The organism is Rouxiella badensis (genome assembly GCF_002093665.1).
Taxonomy (GTDB): domain Bacteria; phylum Pseudomonadota; class Gammaproteobacteria; order Enterobacterales; family Enterobacteriaceae; genus Rouxiella; species Rouxiella badensis.
In genome coordinates this window covers 99,486-121,325 of sequence record NZ_MRWE01000014.1, presented here as the reverse complement: position 1 = coordinate 121,325, position 21,840 = coordinate 99,486, and the positions used below count along the sequence as shown (strand labels likewise).

Sequence of the window (21,840 nt, the reverse complement as noted above, 5' to 3'; positions counted from 1 at the left end):
TTTTGCCACCGAAGTGGCTGATATCGTCTTGTGAGTGCCCACACAGATTGTCTGATAAATTGTTAAAGAGCAGTGCCGCTGTTCGCAATGAATCTTATGCGGCGCGGGAGGTGCATATTACGCTTTCCCGCTGAAGAGTCAAGAGTTTTTCTTTCGAATCTTTCTTTTTCTCTTCCCGACCCGGCGACTTGGTTCTCGTTAGAGGAGTCGTTGTTCCCGGTCAGTGGAGGCGCATTATAGGGAGTTTCTGAGGGGCCGCAACCCCTTTTTTTAAAAAACCCGCACGACCGCTTACTTTTTCTACAAAAGGGTTATTTAAGACCCTTTTGGACTATATTTTGACCGCTAATTTGTCAAAATCGACGGCAAACTGCTTCACCTGTTCCCAATCCGTATATTCAACTTCTTTACTGGTGTCCGTTTCTCCCTTGGTAATACGCATAATTAACTGGATCATGACTTTATCCAGCCAACCATAACGGGGATAACGCAGTGCACCGGCAAAGACGCCACACTGCGTCGGTTTCCACGGCGTCGCCAAAAGGAACTTACGCGTATAGGCGTTGGTCTGCGGAGAACGTTTCTCAGGTTTACGTGCGGTCAGGTTCACCGAGAAAAACGCTGACGGCATCGCGTTAAGCCGCTCGACGTGACGTTTCACAAACTTGTCGAGCAATGGAGAAAAGTGGCCATAGCGAATAGAAGCGCCAATCATCACCTTGCCGTAGCGAGACAAGTCGATCGCGTCGGCGTCCTGAAGGTCCATGACGTCACACTCCCCCTCTTCTTTAATAATGTTACCTATATAAGAAGCGATGGCGTGGGTCTGCCCATCTCGGCTGGAATAAAGTACCAAGGCTTTCATCCGGGTTTCCTTTCTTAATAATGAATCCATGAGCTGCTTACTCCTTCCAGAAGGTTGGGGTAAACAGGACTAACAGGGTAAATACCTCAAGGCGACCAAACAGCATGGTCACGATCAGTATCCATTTGGCGACAGAGTTCATGGACTGGAAGTTGTCCGCCACGACACCGAGACCCGGCCCAAGGTTGTTGAGCGTTGCCGTCACGGCGGCAAAGGCCGAGAAGTTATCCACCCCGGTCGCGACAATCGCCAACATGCTGACAATAAACACCAGCGCGTAGGCGGAGAAGAATCCCCACACGGCCTCAATAATACGTTCGGGCAACGCACGATTACCCAGCTTGATGGTGTAGACGGCGTTCGGATGGACCAGGCGTTTCAGCTCACGCGAACCCTGGAGGTACAGCAATAGAATACGAATAACCTTTAGCCCCCCACCCGTCGATCCTGCGCATCCCCCGATAAAGGCAGAACAGAGCAGCAGAATCGGCAGGAACAGCGGCCATTTGGAAATACTGTCGGTGGTGTAACCCGCCGTTGTCGCCATCGATACCACCTGGAAGAACGCCTGATTCAGTGTCTCAAGCCCTGAAGTATAGGTATCGTGCAGCCAGAGAACCGAGGTACACACCACCACCAGCGTAAACTGTACGCCGATGAACATGCGGAATTCCGGGTCACGCCAGTAAACCTTGATATTGCGGCCGCTGAGCAGGGCAAAGTGCAAACCGTAGTTACAGCCGGAGATAAGCAGGAAGATGGCGATGATGGTATTGATAGTACCACTGTGGAAGTAGCCGATGCTGGCATCATGGGTCGAGAACCCTCCGAGTGCGATAGTCGAGAAGCTGTGCCCAATCGCATCGAAGCCGGACATCCCGGCACCCCAGAGTGACAGCGCACAGACGATGGTCAACAGAATATAGATGAGCCACAGCGTCTTGGCGGTCTCGGCGATGCGCGGACGCATCTTATTATCCTTCAGCGGCCCCGGCATCTCGGCGCGATAAAGCTGCATCCCCCCCACGCCGAGGATAGGAAGAATGGCCACCGCCAGCACAATGATTCCCATCCCGCCGAACCACTGCAGCATCTGACGATAGAACAGAATAGCGTGCGGCAGACTGTCGAGGCCCACCAGCGTGGTCGCGCCAGTCGTCGTCAGCCCGGAAAACGATTCGAAAAAGGCGTCAGTAACAGAAAGGTTTGGATGCTCCGAGAACAGGAAAGGTAAAGCCCCCACGCTGCCGAGCACGGTCCAGAATAGCACCACGATGAGAAATCCCTCACGCGGTTTAAGCTCGCTACGCTGCTTGCGGTTGGGTACCCAAAGTAACAGGCCGATGGCCAGCGCAACGAAAAACGTCTCACTGAACGCGCGCCCGGCCCCGTCTCGATAAATTAAAGCCACTAAGCCGGGAATAATCATCGTTCCGGAGAACAGGATGACGAGTACCCCGACGATGCGGGTTATGGCACGGAAATGCATGCTGGCGCGTTCCTCAGCAGATAAATTGCGATAGATTGATCAAACAGGCTGCAAAACCAGCGAACCGCGACTGAGGTTAAAAAGTCGATTCGCTATTTCTGCCGCTTCATATGCTGGCAACGCCAGGCGCAGGTCCACGGCGGCACCGTATTCACTTTGTACTATGCTGCCACCGACCTGCTGGAGTAACGTCTCAACCATCGAGATTTGTGCATAGTCGCAGCGCAGCAAAAACTCGGTCTGTGGCACGCGTTCAATAACGGACAGCTGAGCCAATGCCAGCTGCACACCGTTACCGTAGGCGCGGACCAGGCCACCGGTACCCAGCTTTATGCCGCCGTAGTAGCGAACCACCACAGCGGTAATCTCCCCTATCCCACTGCCCATCAGCTGTCCGAGTATTGGCTTTCCGGCGGTGCCCGCAGGCTCGCCGTCATCCGAGAATCCCAGCTGTTGAGAGTCGCTGGGCGCACCCGCTACAAAGGCCCAGCAGTGATGACGCGCAGAAGGATGCTGGCTCTTCACCTGCTGGATAAACGCCTTCGCCGCTTCAACGCCCGGCGTCGGTTGCAGAAGCGTGATAAAACGACTCTTCTTTATCTCTTCGCTAATCTCGACCGACTGAGCAGGAACAGGATAAGGCTGCATCACGCCAGCTTCAGGTCGCGGGTCATGTTTTCAATACGATTATCATGGATAACAATATTGTCTTCGATACGAATCCCGCCAAACGGCTTCAACGCATCGATTTTTGCCCAGTCAAAATGATTACTGAACTGACCTTCACGCCACGGCGCGAGCAGTGATTCGATAAAGTACAGGCCCGGTTCGATGGTCAGCACCATGCCCGGCTGAACAATACGGGTACAGCGAAGATACGGATACTGTGACGGCGCGGCAAGATGAGTGCCGTTTTCGTCCTGCATGAATCCGCCGACGTCATGAACCTGTAGACCCAGCGGATGCCCCAGACCGTGCGGCAGGAAAGGTCCCGTCAGATTCTGCTCGACCATCGCCTCTTCACTCATACCCACCACCAGCCCGTGCGACTTAAGAAGACGCGCGATGCGATGATGCATCTGAACATGATAGTCGCTATAGCGCACACCGGGTTTTATCGTATCGATCAACGCCTGCTGTTCGGTATTGAGGTCCTTCACCAGCGCGGCAAAAGCATTGTCACTTTTTGCCGCGTAGGTGCGCGTCAAGTCAGCAGCGTAGCCGTTGTACTCGGCACCGGCGTCAATCAGGAAGCTACGCATCTCGGCCGGTGGGCGATGTTCAAGCGTGGTGTAATGCAGAACCGACGCGTGTTCGTTCAGCGCCACAATATTGCCGTAAGGCACTTCGGTTTCACGATGACCGGTAGCGGTCAGGTACGCCATACTGATGTCAAATTCGCTCATGCCGGAGAGGAAGGCCTCTTTCGCCGCGCGATGGCCACTCACTGCCAGCTTCTGCGCTTCACGCATACAGGCCACTTCGTAGCCGGTCTTGTAGGCGCGATGGTAGTGCAGATAATCCAGCACCGCCTTTGGATTAAGGTGGTCAGCAGAAATACCGAGGTTCAGCGCACGCGCTGGGCTGTAACCGATATACGCCACGCGAGACAAATCGGCAGGCAGCTGCGCTTTAATGGCGTCCGCTTTTGCAAGCGGCAACACCTGAACGTCTTTGGTCCAGAACGAGTCAGGCAGCGGCTCTACGCTGTGCCAGTAATCCACCGGTGAATAGAACCACAGTTTCGGCGGGTTCACGCCATCGACCCACAGCCAGCAGTTTGGCACTTGCGTGACAGGAACCCAGGCCTTGAACTGCGGGTTCACCTTGAAGGGATAGCTGTAGTCATCGAGGAAGGAAATCTGCAGCTCGCCCGAGTGAATTAGCAGGGCATCAAGCTGATTGCGGTGCAGAATTTCGAGGGTACGTGCCTGTAAAACGGCGATATGTTCTTTATAGAGTGTAGAGAGAGATTCCATCGACCTGTCCTTTACTGGATTCATACGATAAATGAAAAACGTTGCCGCATCTTATCACAGCCCGATGTCAGCCGTAGCCCCGTGGGCTTTGTGATCTTGCCTGCAAATATCAATCAGCTCATTTGCATTTCGTTAACATCAAAACCACACTCCTTTCATCTGGTCATACCAGATCATCACCGATGATTCAGGAGAGAGACATGCTCTACCAAGGCGAAACACTACACCTACACTGGCTCGAAGACGGGATTGCCGAGCTGGTGTTTGATGCTCCAGGCTCCGTTAATAAACTCGACACTCAGACCGTTGCCAGTCTGGGCGAGGCGATTTCTATACTCGAGAAAAGTACTGAATTAAAAGGTTTACTGCTTAGTTCGGCCAAGCCCGCGTTTATCGTCGGCGCCGATATTACCGAGTTCCTGTCACTGTTTACCGCTCCGGCCGAAAAGCTGCAACAATGGCTGGGCTTTGCTAACGGCATTTTCTGCCGTCTTGAAGATCTCCCCGTGCCCACCGTATCGGCCATTAGTGGCTATGCGTTGGGCGGTGGATGTGAATGTGTATTAGCCACCGACTTTCGCGTCGCGACAGCGGATACCCGTATCGGCCTGCCTGAAACCCGTTTAGGCATTATGCCGGGCTTCGGTGGCTCCGTGCGTTTGCCGCGCCTGCTGGGCGCAGACAGCGCGTTAGAAATTATTGCGGCGGGTAAAGACCTCAGCGGCGACGAAGCCCTGAAGGTCGGTCTGGTCGACGCCGTCGTCAGCGTCGAGAAACTTCACGACTCCGCGCTAACCGTCCTGCGTGAGGCGATAGCGGGCAAGCTGGACTGGCGCGCTGCGCGTCAGCCTAAACTTTTACCGCTCAAACTCAGCCGCATTGAGGCGACGATGAGTTTTAGCGTAGCAAAAAGCATGGTGCTGCAAACCGCGGGCAAACACTATCCCGCACCGATGACCGCCGTCAAAACCATTGAAGCCGCCGCGACGCTAGGTCGTGATGAAGCGCTTGCGCTGGAAACCGGCAGCTTCGTCCCCCTCGCACAGTCTGCCGAGGCCCGTGCACTGGTGGGTATCTTCCTCAACGATCAGCTCGTAAAAAGCAAAGCCAAAAAACTAGCAGGCAGCAACGGCAAGCCTGAACAGGCGGCGGTACTGGGCGCGGGTATCATGGGCGGCGGGATTGCCTATCAGTCGGCGCTGAAGGGCGTGCCGGTCATCATGAAGGATATCAACGATAAATCGCTGCATTTGGGGATGAACGAAGCGGCCAAGCTGCTGAACAAACAGCTTGAGCGCGGCAAGATTGATGGCCTTAAGATGGCAAAGATCCTCTCGACTATCCAACCGACACTCAGCTACAGCGGCATTGAACGCGCTCAGGTTGTGGTTGAAGCCGTGGTTGAGAATCCAAAGGTCAAAGCTGCGGTGCTGGCCGAGGCCGAAGCGTTGCTTGAGAGCAACGCGGTTCTGGCTTCCAATACCTCGACCATTCCTATCGACACGCTGGCGGCGGCTCTTAAGCGCCCTGAGAATTTCTGCGGCATGCACTTCTTTAACCCGGTACACCGTATGCCGCTGGTTGAAATCATCCGCGGCAGCAAGACCTCCGAACAGACGCTGTCCCGCGTGGTGGCCTACGCCTCAGCAATGGGCAAAACGCCTATCGTGGTAAATGACTGTCCAGGATTCTTCGTCAATCGCGTGCTGTTCCCTTACTTCGCCGGCTTTAGCCTGTTGATGCGTGACGGCGCGGACTTCATTCAGATTGATAAAGTGATGGAAAAACAGTTTGGCTGGCCAATGGGCCCGGCTTACCTGCTCGACGTGGTAGGTATCGACACCGCGCATCACGCCCACGCGGTCATGGCCAACGGCTTCCCGGACAGGATGGCCAAAGACTATCGAGATGTGATTGATATCCTGTTTGACGCTGAACGTTTTGGGCAAAAAAATCAGCTTGGCTTCTATCGCTACAGCGAAGACAGCAAGGGCAAACCGCGTAAAGATCAGGACGCCGAGGTGAATACGCTGTTGGCACAGGCTGATGCGAAGCCGACGACCTTCAGCCCTGAAGAAATTATCGCGCGGATGATGATCCCAATGATTAACGAAGTCGTGCGCTGCCTTGAGGAAGGGATTATAGCCAGTCCGGCCGAAGCGGATATGGCGCTGGTCTACGGTATTGGTTTCCCTCCGTTCCACGGCGGCGTATTCCGTTATCTGGATACCCTAGGCACTGCAAAATACCTGCAGCTTACCGAACACTACGCCCATCTCGGCCCACTCTATCAGGCGCCCGACGGCCTGCGCCGCAAAGCTGAGATGAATGAAAGCTATTATCCACAGCCCGTACCCTTGGCTGATATCAACATGGGCCGTCAGGCATAAGGAGCGGAATCATGGAAAACGTAGTCATAGTGGATGCGGTTCGCACGCCGATGGGCCGCTCCAAAGGCGGAGCCTTCCGCAACGTGCGGGCCGAGGATTTATCTGCGCATCTGATGCGCGCCCTGCTGACGCGTAATGCAGCGCTGGACCCGAAAGAAATCGACGACATTTATTGGGGCTGCGTGCAGCAAACGCTGGAACAAGGCTTCAACGTGGCGCGCAATGCGGCACTACTGGCCGAGATCCCACACAGCGTACCGGCGGTCACGGTTAACCGGCTCTGCGGTTCATCGATGCAGGCCCTTCACGATGCGGCACGCACCATTATGGTCGGCGATGCGGACATCAGCCTGATCGGCGGCGTGGAACACATGGGCCATGTCCCGATGAATCACGGCGTTGATTTTCATCCCGGCCTCAGCCGCACGGTGGCAAAAGCAGCGGGCATGATGGGCCTGACCGCCGAGATGCTCGCCAAGATGCACAATATCAGCCGCGAAATGCAGGACGAATTCGCCGCCCGTTCGCACCAGCGCGCGCATGCGGCAACCGTTGCCGGACATTTTGCCAATGAAATCATCCCAACCTACGGCCACAATGCCGACGGCACGCTGATTGGCCTGGACTACGACGAGGTCATCCGCCCTGAAACCACTGCGGCGTCGCTGGCGGCGCTGCGTCCGGCATTTGATCCGGTCAATGGTACGGTGACGGCGGGCAGTTCCTCCGCGCTTTCGGACGGTGCTTCGGCAATGCTCATCATGAGCGAGTCACGCGCGGCCTCCCTGGGCCTTAAGGCGCGGGCAAAAATCCGTGCGATGGCCGTAGTGGGCTGTGACCCGTCGATTATGGGATACGGTCCGGTTCCGGCAACGCGGCTGGCGTTGAAACGTGCCGGACTCTCGGTGCAGGACATCGACCTGTTCGAGCTGAACGAGGCCTTCGCCGCCCAGTCGCTGCCGTGCATTAAAGATCTCGGCTTGCTGGAGAGCATAGATCACAAGGTGAACCTCAACGGCGGCGCGATTGCGCTGGGGCATCCGCTGGGCTGCTCGGGCGCACGTATCTCTACCACGCTGCTCAACCTGATGGAACGCAAAGACGCGCAGTTTGGCGTGGCAACCATGTGCATTGGATTGGGTCAGGGGATAGCAACCGTTTTTGAGCGGGTATAGAAGAAAGGTTTCAGTGCAAGACAAGGTTGAAAGTGTGCAATTGATGTTTTTCCCGCCCTTATCAAGGGGCGGGTTTTTTTACCGATTTTTTGGCAAATCAGATAAAGGCAAACGCATCGCCGAACATGCGGTCTTCAAGCGCACCGCGCTCGGCACAGAAACGTTCGCGGGCTACTTTGGCCATCTCGAAACGACCGGCGATGTAAATGTCATGCTCGCTCAGCGATTCGAAGTCTTGCAATACCGCGCTCAGTACGTTGCCGTTCCGGCCCTGCCAGCCCTCTTCCGTCTGCTCAACAACCGGGATCACTTTCAGGTTCGGGTGTACCACGCTCAACGCTTCAAGCTCACCCAAGTCGTACAGGTGCTTCAGCTCACGACCGCCCCAATAGATGGAAATATCGCGCTCAGGCTTTTGCTTCAGCGCCGTCACCAAAATGGAACGCACGTAGGAGAATCCGGTACCGCCGGCAATCAACACCAGCGGACGATCGCCATCTTCACGCAGCCAGGCATCGCCGTGCGGCAGGTCGACGTTAATCGTCTGCTCTTTCAGAATGCGATCCATCACTGCCATCGCATACAGATTCATCTCGGAAGCCCCGATGTGTAGCTCGAGATAGTTTTTTTCGTCAGGTACCGAAGCGATTGAGAACGGACGCTTGTCGCGCTCATCCATCACGACCATCAGATATTGACCGGCACGAAATGAAAAAGATGATTCAGGTTGCAGGCGAACCCGATATACGGTGTCGGTTATGGCCTCAACTGAGGACACTTTACAGCTCATTATTGTCATGCGTTCCCTCTGAGGGTCATCATTGAATCAGTGATGACAAACAGTGCCGAGCGCCGTTTGTCATCGAGAGTTTATTTGCCCGGCTTGACGTTATCAAAAATGCCCAGCTCGTCCCAGATAGCGTCAACGCGATCGCGCACTTTAGGGTCCATTACAATCGGACGTCCCCATTCGCGCTGTGTCTCACCCGGCCACTTGTTGGTGGCGTCCATCCCCATTTTGGAACCCAGCCCTGAAACCGGGGAAGCAAAATCAAGATAGTCGATAGGCGTATTTTCAACCAGAACCGTATCCCTCGCTGGATCCATGCGAGTAGTAATGGCCCAGATAACGTCTTTCCAGTCGCGCGCATTCACGTCGTCGTCACACACAATAACAAACTTGGTGTACATAAACTGCCGCAAGAAGGACCAGACGCCCATCATGACGCGCTTGGCGTGTCCGGCATACTGTTTCTTCATCGTCACAACGGCCAGACGGTATGAGCAACCTTCGGGCGGAAGATAGAAATCGACAATCTCCGGGAACTGCTTCTTCAGGATTGGAACGAAGACCTCATTCAGCGCCAGTCCCAATACCGCAGGCTCATCCGGTGGACGACCGGTAAAGGTCGAATGATAGATGGGGTCTTTGCGCTGAGTAATGTGCGTGACCGTAAACACCGGGAAGCTATCTACTTCATTATAGTAGCCAGTATGATCGCCGTAAGGGCCTTCCGGTGCCATTTCGCCCGGCTCAATGTAACCTTCGAGCACGATTTCCGCGCTGGCAGGGACTTCAAGGTCGTTAGAAATACATTTGACCACTTCCGTCTTGTTGCCACGCAGCAGGCCCGCGAAAGCGTATTCAGAAAGTGTGTCAGGAACCGGCGTCACGGCACCGAGGATGGTCGCCGGGTCAGCGCCAAGCGCAACAGAAACCGGGAAACGCTTGCCCGGGTTCTGCTGACACCACTCCTGGAAGTCCAGCGCGCCGCCGCGATGCGACAGCCAACGCATAATCAGTTTGTTTTTGCCCAGAACCTGCTGGCGATAAATGCCCAGATTCTGACGGGGCTTGTGCGGACCACGAGTCACCGTCAGGCCCCAGGTGATAAGCGGCGCGGCATCTTCAGGCCAGCAGTGCATGACGGGGATACGCCCCAGGTCAACATCATCCCCTTCCCAGACCTCCTCCTGACAAGGCGCAGAGCTCAGGCATTTGGTGGGCATATTCAACACTTGCTTGAACTTGGGCATCTTGTCGTAGAAATCACGGAACCCACGCGGTGGCTCAGGCTCTTTCAGGAAGGCCAGCAACTCGCCCACGTCGCGCAGCGCGCTGACGTCGTCCTGCCCCATGCCCATAGCAACACGCTCGGGAGTCCCGAACAGGTTGCACAGCACCGGCATGTTATAGCCTTTCGGATTCTCAAAAAGCAGCGCCGGTCCGCCCGCACGCAGCGTACGGTCAGCGATTTCAGTCATTTCGAGGTAAGTATCAACGGGCTGGCTGATGCGTTTGAGGTCACCCTTCTTTTCAAGCAAAGACAGGAAGTCACGCAGGTCACGATATTTCATACGAGGCACGTCATTAATGTTTTATCACCAAATTTAGAGGGCAGTATAAAGCCTGTCGGCCGCCGTGGCTGCTTTTTTCAATTTTAATGGACCAAAACTGAACGACCAGCAGGATTATTTCAGGCCCGTAAGGCTGACTAATCTATTAAACACAGGTAAAGGGAACAAGGCCAGAAAGTGCTCGCGTGTCCCGATATTCCTGCGTTTCCTGTCCATGGCGGAAGACCTTGAAGCCCTCGCCTTTAGCGCTGTAATAGCTCAGCTCATTGCCTGAAACATGCAGCATGCTGCCTTCGCGCAGGGCAACAACCGACTCGGTCGGGTTCACCGCACAGAACTCGGCGAGGCGCTCATCTCGCGTTTCACCCATGTGACCGCTGATGTGAGCGTCAATGTAATGAGGATTGATCTGCACCGGGAACAGGCTCAACGCAGGCAGGACAACGGAAGAACGTACCGGCATGTCGTTGGTGGTACGGATACTTGGCGTGGCGACATTGCAGCCCGCGCTCCAACCGAGATAAGGCACTTCGCGTTCACGCACCGCGCGCTGAATCGGCACAATCAGACCTTTCTCGTGCAGCATCTGGTTCAAAAACCAGGTATTGCCCCCACTGACCAGAATACACTGCGCCTGTTCGATAGCCTCAGACGGCACGGCAGAATGATGGATGCTCTCTACCTTGATGCCCAACGACTGCTCGAGGTCGCGAGCACGTTCATCGTAGTCGCCGCGAATAATGGCGTAAGGAATAAACACCGCAGAAGTGATGTTGCGAGCCTCAAACATCGCCTTGATCTGCTGGTGCGCATAGCCGAGAAGCTGGCTATCGCCCGAAAGTTTGCCGTTGCTGAGTAGGAACAACTCCATGACTTTTCTCCGAAGATGGTTATCTTGTTGAATGTTATCATTACTACCAATGGGGGGCCGCACGCGCGGCTATTTATCCCTTAAAGCTTTTGTTATTCTCAACGTGTTCGTCACGAGGAAAATGAAAAATGGAAAGCTGGTACTTACTGTATTGCAAACGAGGTCAACATCTTCGTGCCCAGGAACATCTTGAGCGTCAACACGTTCAATGTCTGGTTCCCACGATCAAGTTGGAAAAAATGGTGCGCGGTCGCCGAACGATGGCGGATGAACCTCTATTTCCGAATTATATGTTTATCGCATTTGATCCTGAAAAAATCCATACCACGACCATTAGTGCGACCCGCGGTGTTAGCCATTTTGTCCGTTTTGGAAATCAGCTTGCCACGGTCCACCCTAAGGTTATTGAACAACTGATCAATGAACCTCCGTCCGACGTTAGGGATCCCGAGACGCCGCACGAAGGCGATACTGTTCTTATCATCGACGGAGCATTCGAAGGCCTGCAGGCTATCTATACCGAACCTGATGGCGAAAGGCGTTCTCACCTGCTGTTAAACCTGCTAAATAAACAGGTGAGACAAAGCATCAGCAATACTGAATTTCAGAAAATCTGACACATCCCGCTCTTCTGCCTCAGCTACGGCTTAAATTTTAAATAGCCGACGCGCGTTGTCGTCGGTTATTTGCGCAAGCCATACCGGGTCCTCATCTTTAGCGCGCCACAGCGCCACCTGCCTGACAATGTGCGGCAGGAAGCAGGGTTCATTACGGCGATTCTTCGGCTTGTTTTCCAAATCACGCGGCAATAAGTACGGCGCATCTGTCTCCAGAAGCAGGCGATCGACTGGGATCAGCGGTAGCATCTCGCGTAGCTCCAGCCCGCGTCTCTCGTCACATACCCAACCGGTTATACCGATCGACAAGCCCAACGATAAATAGTGTTCAAGCTCTTGCTGGCTGCCGGTAAAACAGTGCACTACGGCACCCGGTAACTTTGGCAGCCAGGGCGTGAGCAGCTCGGCAAAACGCGGATGTGCATCACGGCAGTGGAGGAACACCGGCAGCGACAGCTCGGCGGCCAAGGCAAGCTGTGCCGTAAAGGCGCGTTCCTGATCGGCAGGCGTTGAGAAGTTGCGGTTAAAGTCTAAACCGCATTCGCCAATGGCGACCACGTTGGCTTCGGCGGCTAAAGCGCGGATTGCCTGCTCAACGCGGCTGTCCCACTGACTCGCCTGATGAGGATGCACGCCCGCCGTTGACCAGCAATAATCGGGGTATTGCGCCGCCAACGTCTGTGCCTGCTGGCTTTCTTCGAGCGAGGTGCCGGTAATCAGCATGCCGCTCAGCCCCGCCTCTTTGGCGCGCGCCACAACCTCTGCACGGTCTTTATCAAATTGATTACTGGTTAAATTCAGGCCAATTTCAAACATACTGTCTCTCAAAAAAGAAACCGCCCATCGGGGCGGTTTGTTAATCTTGTTTTATCGCTTAGGACGCATCAGATTCGCTGTCCACGTCTTCGTCCTGATTATCACGACGACCTTTCCCCACATAGTAGCGGGCAAAGAACACGCCAATCTCAAACAGGCAATACATCGGTATCGCCAGCAGAGTTTGCGAGAAGACGTCTGGTGGCGTCAGCAGCATAGCGACCACGAAGGCACCAACCAGCACATAAGGACGTTTTTTGCGTAAATCCTGAGGATTGGTTACGCCGGTCCAGCACAGCAAGATGATAGCGATAGGCACCTCGAAAGACACGCCGAAGGCCATAAAAATGGTCATCACGAAGTCGAGATACTTATTAATGTCCGTCGCAATCTCTACTCCAGCCGGTGCGGTTTTCGCAAAGAATGCGAAAGCCAGCGGAAACACCAGGAAGTAGGCAAACGCCATGCCGAGATAAAACAGGAAGGAGCTTGAGATAAGCAGTGGCATCATCAAACGGCGTTCGTGCTTATAAAGCGCCGGTGCCACGAAACCCCACACCTGATAAAGGATGAAGGGAGCCGAGACAAACACCGAAACAATCATAGTCAGCTTGATAGGCGTAAAGAATGGCGATGCCACGTCCGTCGCAATCATACTGGCGCCTGATGGCATCACTTTGATCAATGGAGCAGAAACCAGGTCGTAAATATCATTGGCGAAGTAAACCAGCGCCAAAAACACCACAATCACGCAAATAATAGAATTCAGCAGACGCTTACGCAGTTCTATCAGATGGCTGATAAGCGGTTGTGTATCATCAACAGCCATGTTTAGCGTTCACCCGTTGGTTGTGAAGAAGGAGCAGGTTTCGCCGCAGGAGATTCAGCAACGTGTGCCGCCGATGCAGGAGAGACGCCTTCATCGAAGTGCGCCTCGGCATCTTTGAGCACGGGGTTATGAATCGTGTTTCCGTCTTTCGCGTCGGCAATTGCCTGGTCAGCCGGGCTGAGGTTCTCATGAATTGAACGCTTCATCGAAGAAGCCGCCTCTTTCAAATCATCGATAGACGATTTGATTTCAGGCGACAAATTCTTTAATCCGGCCTCTTCTGCCTTCTTCAGGCTGTCCTGCAGTTCCTGCAGTTTCAGCTCCTGATTCAGTTCATTTTGCACCGATGCTGCCATCGATCGTAGTGTACGGATCCAGCCCGCAACAGTTCTTACCGCTACAGGTAAACGCTCCGGCCCAAGCACGACCAGACCAATAACGAATACCAACAGCAGTTCACTAAACCCAATGTCGAACACGGCTTATACCTGCTCTTTGTTTTGACTCTTAGTTTCTTCTGCTTTCGTTTCCGGCTTGCTGCTATTGATAGACTTGGCCGAAAAATCTGCATCAGACCCGTTTATTTCAGTGTCTTTGTGCGTCTTGGTCGTATCTTCGTCGTTCATGGCTTTCTTGAAGCCCTTGATCGATGCGCCAAGGTCGCTACCGAGGCCACGCAATTTCTTGGTACCGAACAGCAGCACCACGATGACCGCGATGACCAGCCAGTGCGTTAGGCTAAATGCACCCATGGTATTTACCTCAATTTTTAAGCACTCGCCGTACCTGAGCCTTTGGCTCCCGGTCGTTGAGTGCTGGAATTAATGACTGCCGCAGAGGCGACGCATAACTTCATTTTTGTTTTATCGGCTACTCGGTCTGTCCGGTTCGTCTCCATCCGATAATCCATGAGACCAGCCCCGCAGCAATCAGCCATACAGGGTAAATCTCAACCTTGCCCAGCATTAATACCGTACCGCTGATGAGCAACGTTGCTCCAACGCCGAAAAGATAGCGCGATTGGCCCTGACGTTCATTCTGCGTTTGTAACTGATTAGTCAGTTTTTCAATATTGTGCTGCATAAGTTGATGCTGTTTAAGGCTGTCATATACCAGCTCGGGAAGCTCGGGAAGCTTCTCAATCCAGAATGGAGCACGTTCTTTAAACGCACGAACCATTGCCGGCAGGCCAACCTGATCGCGGATCCAGCTTTCCAGGAAAGGTTTTGCCGTGGTCCAGAGATCGAGCTGTGGATAGAGTTGTCTTCCAAGGCCTTCAACGTAAAGCAGAGTTTTTTGCAGCAAGACCAGCTGCGGCTGCACCTGCATGTTGAAGCGTCTGGCGGTATTAAACAGGTTTAACAATACGTTACCGAAAGAAATTTCTGCTAGCGGCTTTTCGAAAATGGGTTCACATACGGTACGAATAGCAAACTCAAACTCTTCAACGTTTGTGTCACGAGGTACCCAGCCAGAATCGACATGCAGCTCGGCAACCTTACGGTAGTCACGGTTGAAGAATGCAATAAAGTTCTCGGCCAGATAACGCTTATCGTCTTTGTTAAGCGATCCAACTATGCCGCAATCTATAGCTATGTAGCAAGGATCTTCAGGCGTTTCATAGCTAACAAAAATGTTACCCGGATGCATGTCGGCGTGAAAGAAGCTGTCACGAAATACCTGGGTGAAAAATACCTGAACGCCGCGTTCGGCCAACACTTTCATGTTGGTGCCCTGCTTTTCCAACGCAGCCACGTCGGAAATCGGGATACCGTAGATGCGTTCCATTACCAGCAGCCGTTCACGGCAGTAATCCGAGTACACTTCAGGAACATACAGAATTGGGCTGTTTTCAAAGTTGCGACGTAGTTGAATAGAGTTAGCTGCTTCTCGCAGCAGGTTCAGCTCATCCAGCAGCGTCTTTTCGTACTCTCTAACCACTTCACGCGGTCGCAGACGACGACCGTCTGGCAACAGCTTCGATACCCAGCCTGCAAGACGCGACATCAGACGCGTATCGGCCTTGATAATCGGCATGATGTCAGGGCGGATAACCTTGAGGACCACTTTTTTGCCGTTCTCTTTGAGAACTGCCGTATGAACCTGCGCAATAGAGGCCGAGGCCAGCGCATTCTGGTCAAAATCGTCAAACCAGGTTTCGATAGGCCCACCCAGCGCCAGCTCAATATGTTTACGAGCCAGTGCGCCGTCGAACGGAGCGACGTGGTCCTGCAGCAGAGCAAGCTGATCGGCTACGTCAGGCGGGAAAAGATCGCGGCGCGTCGAGAGCATTTGGCCGAATTTGATCCAGACCGGGCCAAGTTCTTCGAGAGCCAGACGCAGACGCGAACCAAGCTGTTTATCTTTGTGACGAAAAGGGATCCAGAAGAACAGATAACGCCCCAGTCTCAGGGGCAGTGTCAGTTTAATCTTGGGGATCAGTTCATCGAGGCCATAAGTGAGAAATACCCGAATAATCAGATACAGGCGACGCATTTCACCTGGAGTCATCAATTCCCTCCCAGTAGTTTGTTAATGCGGGCTTCCAGCGCAAGGGCCTGACGTTCAACGGCAGAAACTTCATCGTTAAACCAGGCAGCTTCTAGTGCGCCCGGCGCAAGCTTCCACTCTTCAGTGAGTGCCTGAGCTATCTGTCCCTGATGCTTTTTAACGCCAGACGTCAGAAAGCGGAAGCCTCCCGCTATCGCCTGGCTAATGCCCTGCGCGGCGATGTCGCCGATGTAAGGTGCCAGCAATTCAGCGGGTTCCCACTCGGACATGTCCATCAGAGCCGAGAATTGCTGCACCACCTGAATGTCGCCTTCGACGTTTAAGTCGCCGCTGCGAATCAGAGGAGCCAGCTGCTGCCGGTCACGCAATTTACGCAGCACGGACAGGCGTGAGATGACGGTACAGTCTGCCTCACCATCCCATTGGCCTACCACGTCAATTTTTTGCTCACTGAAGATTAGCGTCAGCGGTGAACTCAGTTCCTGCAGTTCGATACGTAAGACCTTGCCAGCCAGACGAAGCCTCGCGGCCTTCATACTGCGATCCTTAAACAACAATTGATTAAGGGCGGTCTCGATGGCAGCAGTTAATAACGGAGTCAACAACATCGGCATTTCCATATCAGAACTTGAAACCTCGGTGCAGCGCAACGATGCCGCCGGTAAGGTTGTTATAAGTCACGTTCTCAAAGCCCGCGTCAGACATCATGTCTTTGAGGGTTTCCTGATCCGGATGCATACGGATAGATTCTGCCAGGTAGCGATAGCTCTCTGCGTCTTGCGCAACCAGCTCGCCGATTCTTGGCAAAATGTGGAATGAATAGGTGTCATAAGCCTTGCTCAGTGGAGCAAGAAGAGGCTTGGAGAATTCCAGCACCAGCAAACGACCGCCCGGCTTCAGCACGCGGAACATCGAGCGCAGCGCTTTCTCTTTTTCGGTCACGTTACGCAGGCCAAAGGAGATGGTAATGCAGTCGAAGTAATTGTCTGGGAAAGGCAGCGCTTCAGCGTTTGCCTGAACGTAGCTGACGTTGCCCACGATGCCGTTATTGCGCAGCTTCTCGCGGCCCATTTTCAGCATGGAATCGTTGATGTCTGCCAGCACGACTTCGCCCTGCTCGCCAACCAGACGGGAGAATTTGGCCGTCAGGTCACCGGTGCCGCCCGCCAGGTCCAAAACGCGCTGGCCGCGACGCACACCGCTACAGTCGATAGCATAACGCTTCCAGATACGATGAATACCGAATGACATCAGGTCATTCATCAGGTCATATTTCGCGGCCACAGAGTGAAAGACTTCAGCGACCATCTCTGCTTTGTTGTTTTTGGCTACGGTACGAAATCCAAAGTGTGTAGTTTCTGGAGAATCTACATTTTCCTGCGTCTGCTTTTCCATGTTTCTGCCTGCTTATTCAGTATATCGCCTGGGGAAAGTGTATCAGAACCCCGGGGAAAGCCCCATCACCGATGCGTTTAGCGCCGCACGCGGTGTTCAAGGCACGGAATTATTGTTCACTCTATGAGCAAAACAAATCAAAAATGTTTTGAGGACGCGGCCATCGCGTCGAGCGGCCGATGCGCATCGTCATCCGGCGGTGCGGTTTCGGTCGAAAGAGGCGAATTGTCTTCACCATCACGCGCGTCGTCCAGTTCTTCCAGAGAGGCCTGATATTGCGGGTCGTCTTCCGCGCTGGCCTGCTCGGCAAGCGAGGGACTGATAGGCCGTTTAACTTCGACACCTAAGGCCCTGAAGCCCTCAACCTGGCCGATAAGATTACCACGGCCTTGGGAAAGTTTGTTCATTGCGAGACGATAACTTGTCTGCGCCTTATCGAGGCTTTGCCCCATCGACTGCATGTCGTCAACGAAAAGACGCAGCTTGTCGTAGAGGCGTGCGGCGCGGTCGGCAATGCGCTTGGCGTTCTGGCTCTGATGCTCGTAGCGCCAAAGATTGCTGATGGTTCGCAGCGCCACCAGCAGGGTCGTCGGGCTGACCAGCATGATATTGTGATTCAGTGCTTCACCGATCAGTTCCGGCTCGCGGTCGATAGCCACCAAAAAGGCCGGTTCGACGGGAATAAACATCAGCACATAATCGAGGCTACGCAGGCCCGGCAACTGCTGATAGTCTTTGCGGCCTAACATACGAATGTGGCCGCGGATCGAAGCAATATGCTCGCCCAGCGCGGATTCACGTTCGGCGTCGTCGTCGCCGTTGAAATAGCGTTCGTAGGCCACCAGCGACATCTTGGCATCAATGACCACGTCTTTACTCTGCGGCAGGCGCACCACCACGTCGGGCTGCATTCTGTTGTTATTTTCAGTCTGCACGCTGACCTGCGTTTGGTATTCATAGCCTTCGCGCAGCCCCGAAGCCTCGAGCACGCGACTCAGCACAACTTCACCCCAGTTGCCCTGCGTTTTGTTGTCGCCCTTCAACGCTTTAGTGAGGTTCAATGCCTCACGCGCCATCTGGGCGTTGAGCTGTTGCAGGCTGCGAATTTCATGGGTTAGCGTGTGACGCTCCCGCGCCTCCTGCCCAAAGCTGTCCTGCACCTGACGACGAAATCCGTCGAGCTGTTCGCGCAGCGGCAACAGCAGTTTGTCCAGGCTCTGCTTATTCTGCTCGTCGGCACGGCGTCCGGTCTGCTCGAAGATGCGGTTGGCGAGGTTTTCAAACTGGCTATTAAGACGCTGCTCACTGTTGATCAGCAGCCTTTGTTTCTCTTCGGCCGCCATGCGGGTTTCGTCGAGCCGGGTCGAGACTTCCCGCAGCTCGGCTTCCTGTGCGCTGTTTATTTCACGCTGAGCCCGCAGTTCTTGATTAAGCTGTTCGCATTCACTTTGCCAATGCGTCAGAAGCTGAAGTTTTTCGCTGCTGGCGGCCTGCGCACTGTAAAGCTTGCGCAGTTCTATCTCGCCTTCGCGCTGCTGCTGTTTTGCCAGCGCAATTTCACGCTGCAGGGCATCTTTCTCGCTGGCCAGCTGCGTCTGTGACTGTTGCAGCAATCTGTAGCGCGTCTCGCTGTCGGCCTGCCGCTGCTGCTGACGTAAACTGGCAATCAACCAGCCCAGCAAAAGGCCGACCAAGGCCGCGCCTACCGCGTAAATAATGCTGATATCCACGGTTTTTCCTCTGTCTGAGTCTCTTGCAGGTCAAAATAAATGCATACTGTATGGATGTCCAGATGCTTTTGATTCTTACGTCGGTGCTTTGGGAGATGCCTCCCAGGAAGAAGGCAAGAAAGACGTTCTTTCATAACGCTGGCGGTCAGAAGAACTGGCCCAGCCATTTAATACCAAAGGCTCCGGGTGCGAGGATCCCGAACCCCCAGACCAACGCCGAGGTGAAATTCGCCAGCTGAAAATAGCGCTGTGGCATACCGCAAATTCCGGCAACCAGTGGTACAACCGCTCGCAGAGGACCAAAGAAACGGCCTATAAAGGCGCCAGGCATACCCCAGCGCTCGAAGAAGGCGTGGCCGCGTTCAAGCATTTGAGGGTGGCGTTTAAAAGGCCAGATATGCGGCACGCTGTCTCGATAATGCGAACCAATCCAGTAAGATAGCCAGTCACCAAAGAAGGCTCCGGCCGCCGCGCCGGCAAAAATCGGCCAGAAGGGGATCCCCGCCTCACCGATAAGCGCTCCCAGGCCAAGCAGGATAACCGTGGCCGGAAGCAGCAGAGACAGAAAAGCCAGTGACTCGCCAAAAGCCAGGAAAAATACGATAGGCACTGCCCAAGCCTGATGCTGACGGACAAATTCCGTCACGTAATGAATAACTTCGCTAATGCTCAAAATCACCGCCCGTGTTTTAAAAACGCTGTGCCGTTTTGTCTTGATGTCATTCCATTAAAAGTTATCCAATGACAACCGGAGCTTAACGGAAGGGCTATTCCAGATAACGCGCGCGCAGTTCTTCACGAACTTCGGCGGTTAAACCGTACTCTTTCTCCAGCCAGTTATCGAGCGTGTCATACTGCTCGGTAATGGCTTCCAACGCCGCATCAATGAAGCTTTCACGCACCGAAAGCACGTATTCGAACTTCTTCAGCGCAGAAGGCGGCAGATTGGTCGACAGTCGGTCGAGCAGCGCTTCACGGAAGGGTGCCAGCGTGGTGTCGGTCAGCAGGTAATCTTCTTTTACGGTGTCGATACTTGCACCCAGCGCCAGAAGCACCAGCGCAGAACCGATACCTGTCCGGTCTTTACCGACGGCACAGTGTTGCACGATAGCCCCACCGCCCGGCTGAAGCAGCAGGCTCACCAGCTTTTTATAGGCTTGGTTGTTAAACGGCAGGCGGCGATAAAGATCCAGCATAAAGGTCTGAGGATCAAACTCGGATAGGGTCTCAAGGTTCAGGCCGACCAGATTAGCGCTGACCTCGTCGCTCGGCGGGTTCGCGGGGACGTGGTGATACTCGCATTCAGTCCAGAGAACGTCCGGTTGCGCCTCGACCTCTTCCTCATCACGGTAGTCCAGAACATGTTTGACCGGGACCTTGCTTAAATAGCCTATGTCTTGTTCTGTCAGGCCATCCAGGGCACCCGAGCGATAAAGCCAACCGTGTTTGACCCGACGGCCATCAGCGACAGTGTTGCCGCCCAGGTCACGGAAATTGACGCCGCCCTGTAAAAGAGCCAGTGAAGGGTGAAGTAAAATGGTTGCCGACATAAGGGCCTCTGAAAAATCTAATAGTGAATGTCATGACAATACCAGATAGCCGGCCCGAGATAAAAAAGGGCCGCCAATTGGCGACCCGTATTTTGCTATAACTCAGACTTTGATCATGAACAAATCAGGTCTTTCTCAGTATTAGATCAGACGACGAGCCGCCTCGACCACGATTTTCACCGCATGACTTTCTGTTTGCTTCATCGTTTCGGCGTTAGGAATTTCCTGCTGGGTGCGGTTGACGATAACTCCAGCGACCATCCCAGCGCGCAGGCCCTGGCTCGCACACATGGTCAACAGCGTTGCCGATTCCATTTCGTAGTTCATCACGCCCATTTCCTGCCACTCTTTCATCGATTCTTTAAAACGACGAACCACGCGGCCCGAATAGGTATCGTAACGTTCCTGTCCTGGATAGAAGGTGTCGGAGGAGGCAGTCACACCGATATGCACGGTCGCGCCCACGGCTTTGGAAGCCTCGACCAGCGCGGTCGTACAGGTGAAATCGGCCACCGCAGGGAACTCCATTGGGGCAAAGTGTAGGCTGGCACCGTCGAGGCGCACAGCTGCCGTCGTGACCAATACGTCACCGACGTTGATATGGGGCTGAATAGCGCCGGTGGTGCCAATGCGCAGGAAGGTGCGAATGCCCAGCTGGGCCAACTCTTCCACTGCAATTGAAGTTGAAGGTCCTCCAATGCCGGTAGAGCAGACGATGACGGACTTGCCGTCCAGCTCCGCACGCCAAGACGTAAACTCACGATGTGACGCCAGACGAACCGGATTCTCCATCAGTCTCGCAATTTTCTCAACGCGCTCAGGGTCACCCGGAACAATGGCCAGCGTCGCCCCCTGCAGGCTACTTTTGGTCAGGCCAAGATGGAAAACGTCAGACTGAGACATAAATAAACTCCTTTTAATTCGGGTGATGTTTTATTCGGTCAAGCCGTTATTGATTCATAACGTTGCTGATGAAATACCTTGTCACTTTATCGTGCCTTGCCGCTTCATTTTGTGATTGAAATCGCTAAGCGGCATCTTTACGTTCATTTATTACATACACAATGTGATTTACATCACAACAATCTAGTCATGAATGCGCATTTATGGCAATAAAACCCTGTTATCCGCATGACAATCAGATTAATTTTCGCTCAGCCAAGCATTTTTTACGCAAGGCTAAACGAGAGGACAGACTATGGTTGTTGATGTGCTGCCTTTATGGCTTATAGTTTAAAATCTGAAACTCTACGTGAAAACAAAGT

At 53.8% G+C, this 21,840-nt stretch carries 20 protein-coding genes and 1 pseudogene; 3 read left to right on the top strand and 18 right to left on the bottom strand.

The features are described 5' to 3' along the window. Positions 1 to 331 precede the first annotated feature (331 nt). From hemG to pepQ, 4 genes are read right to left on the bottom strand one after another with little or no spacing between them, the layout of a single operon-like run. Positions 332 to 865, bottom strand: a complete 534-nt coding sequence (hemG, locus tag BS640_RS10530; RefSeq protein ID WP_017494392.1) for a menaquinone-dependent protoporphyrinogen IX dehydrogenase — start codon at positions 863 to 865, stop codon at positions 332 to 334. A 37-nt stretch (positions 866 to 902) separates the two neighbouring features. Continuing rightward, positions 903 to 2,354, bottom strand: coding sequence for a Trk system potassium transporter TrkH (gene trkH / locus BS640_RS10525; protein ID WP_017494391.1), 1,452 nt, complete (start codon positions 2,352 to 2,354; stop codon positions 903 to 905). A gap of 39 nt (positions 2,355 to 2,393) precedes the next feature. Continuing rightward, positions 2,394 to 3,002 carry an IMPACT family protein gene (locus tag BS640_RS10520; RefSeq protein WP_017494390.1) on the bottom strand — a complete coding sequence of 203 codons (609 nt, stop codon included), beginning with the start codon at positions 3,000 to 3,002 and terminating at the stop codon, positions 2,394 to 2,396. Further along, positions 3,002 to 4,333 carry a Xaa-Pro dipeptidase gene (pepQ, locus tag BS640_RS10515; RefSeq protein ID WP_084912524.1) on the bottom strand — a complete coding sequence of 444 codons (1,332 nt, stop codon included), beginning with the start codon at positions 4,331 to 4,333 and terminating at the stop codon, positions 3,002 to 3,004. The genes BS640_RS10520 and pepQ overlap by 1 nt, the downstream gene beginning before the upstream one ends. A 200-nt stretch (positions 4,334 to 4,533) precedes the next feature. Between pepQ and fadB the strand changes: the two genes are divergently transcribed. After that, complete coding sequence (gene fadB / locus BS640_RS10510) at positions 4,534 to 6,723, top strand: fatty acid oxidation complex subunit alpha FadB (protein ID WP_084912523.1); 2,190 nt, start codon at positions 4,534 to 4,536, stop codon at positions 6,721 to 6,723. Positions 6,724 to 6,734: 11 nt separating this feature from the next. Then, positions 6,735 to 7,898: an acetyl-CoA C-acyltransferase FadA gene (gene fadA, locus BS640_RS10505; RefSeq protein WP_084912522.1), complete on the top strand. Its 1,164-nt coding sequence runs from the start codon at positions 6,735 to 6,737 to the stop codon at positions 7,896 to 7,898. A 97-nt stretch (positions 7,899 to 7,995) separates the two neighbouring features. Here fadA and fre read toward each other — a convergent pair whose 3' ends face one another. The 3 genes from fre to pepE form a co-directional block, all read right to left on the bottom strand. Continuing rightward, positions 7,996 to 8,697 carry an NAD(P)H-flavin reductase gene (gene fre / locus BS640_RS10500; protein ID WP_026110626.1) on the bottom strand — a complete coding sequence of 234 codons (702 nt, stop codon included), beginning with the start codon at positions 8,695 to 8,697 and terminating at the stop codon, positions 7,996 to 7,998. Between the two features lie 71 nt (positions 8,698 to 8,768). Then, positions 8,769 to 10,256 carry a 4-hydroxy-3-polyprenylbenzoate decarboxylase gene (gene ubiD / locus BS640_RS10495; protein WP_017492551.1) on the bottom strand — a complete coding sequence of 496 codons (1,488 nt, stop codon included), beginning with the start codon at positions 10,254 to 10,256 and terminating at the stop codon, positions 8,769 to 8,771. Between the two features lie 145 nt (positions 10,257 to 10,401). After that, positions 10,402 to 11,127 (bottom strand): dipeptidase PepE, encoded by a 726-nt coding sequence (gene pepE, locus BS640_RS10490; protein WP_017492552.1) that lies wholly within the window; start codon positions 11,125 to 11,127, stop codon positions 10,402 to 10,404. A 128-nt stretch (positions 11,128 to 11,255) separates the two neighbouring features. On the opposite strand from pepE, the gene rfaH reads away from it, so the two are divergent. After that, a complete protein-coding gene (gene rfaH / locus BS640_RS10485) occupies positions 11,256 to 11,744 on the top strand; it encodes a transcription/translation regulatory transformer protein RfaH (protein ID WP_084912521.1) in 489 nt (162 codons plus the stop codon). A 30-nt stretch (positions 11,745 to 11,774) separates the two neighbouring features. Here the strand turns inward: rfaH and tatD are convergent, their stop codons facing one another. From tatD to udp, 11 genes and pseudogenes are all read right to left on the bottom strand, one after another. Beyond that, entirely contained in the window at positions 11,775 to 12,560 is a 786-nt protein-coding gene (gene tatD / locus BS640_RS10480) for a 3'-5' ssDNA/RNA exonuclease TatD (protein WP_017492554.1), read from the bottom strand. A 58-nt stretch (positions 12,561 to 12,618) separates the two neighbouring features. After that, complete coding sequence (gene tatC / locus BS640_RS10475) at positions 12,619 to 13,389, bottom strand: Sec-independent protein translocase subunit TatC (protein ID WP_017492555.1); 771 nt, start codon at positions 13,387 to 13,389, stop codon at positions 12,619 to 12,621. 29 nt (positions 13,390 to 13,418) lie between these two features. Further along, positions 13,419 to 13,868 (bottom strand): annotated as a pseudogene (gene tatB / locus BS640_RS10470) (Sec-independent protein translocase protein TatB); the annotation flags it as partial. A 3-nt stretch (positions 13,869 to 13,871) separates the two neighbouring features. Continuing rightward, positions 13,872 to 14,141, bottom strand: a complete 270-nt coding sequence (gene tatA / locus BS640_RS10465; RefSeq protein WP_017492557.1) for a Sec-independent protein translocase subunit TatA — start codon at positions 14,139 to 14,141, stop codon at positions 13,872 to 13,874. Between the two features lie 118 nt (positions 14,142 to 14,259). Continuing rightward, positions 14,260 to 15,900 carry a ubiquinone biosynthesis regulatory protein kinase UbiB gene (gene ubiB / locus BS640_RS10460; RefSeq protein ID WP_017492558.1) on the bottom strand — a complete coding sequence of 547 codons (1,641 nt, stop codon included), beginning with the start codon at positions 15,898 to 15,900 and terminating at the stop codon, positions 14,260 to 14,262. After that, positions 15,900 to 16,508 (bottom strand): ubiquinone biosynthesis protein UbiJ, encoded by a 609-nt coding sequence (gene ubiJ / locus BS640_RS10455; protein WP_017492559.1) that lies wholly within the window; start codon positions 16,506 to 16,508, stop codon positions 15,900 to 15,902. Before ubiJ ends, ubiB begins: the two co-directional genes overlap by 1 nt. Before the next feature lie 13 nt (positions 16,509 to 16,521). Then, positions 16,522 to 17,295, bottom strand: coding sequence for a bifunctional demethylmenaquinone methyltransferase/2-methoxy-6-polyprenyl-1,4-benzoquinol methylase UbiE (ubiE, locus tag BS640_RS10450; protein WP_017492560.1), 774 nt, complete (start codon positions 17,293 to 17,295; stop codon positions 16,522 to 16,524). 137 nt (positions 17,296 to 17,432) lie between these two features. Next, positions 17,433 to 19,025: a DNA recombination protein RmuC gene (rmuC, locus tag BS640_RS10445; protein ID WP_017492561.1), complete on the bottom strand. Its 1,593-nt coding sequence runs from the start codon at positions 19,023 to 19,025 to the stop codon at positions 17,433 to 17,435. Between the two features lie 145 nt (positions 19,026 to 19,170). After that, a complete protein-coding gene (locus BS640_RS10440; protein ID WP_084912520.1) occupies positions 19,171 to 19,698 on the bottom strand; it encodes a DedA family protein in 528 nt (175 codons plus the stop codon). A gap of 94 nt (positions 19,699 to 19,792) precedes the next feature. Further along, the gene (locus BS640_RS10435) at positions 19,793 to 20,575 is read right to left on the bottom strand and encodes a tyrosine-protein phosphatase (protein ID WP_084912519.1); all 783 of its coding nucleotides are present in this window, start codon (positions 20,573 to 20,575) and stop codon (positions 19,793 to 19,795) included. A 141-nt stretch (positions 20,576 to 20,716) separates the two neighbouring features. Then, positions 20,717 to 21,478, bottom strand: a complete 762-nt coding sequence (gene udp, locus BS640_RS10430; RefSeq protein ID WP_017492564.1) for a uridine phosphorylase — start codon at positions 21,476 to 21,478, stop codon at positions 20,717 to 20,719. Between the last annotated feature and the right edge of the window lie 362 nt (positions 21,479 to 21,840).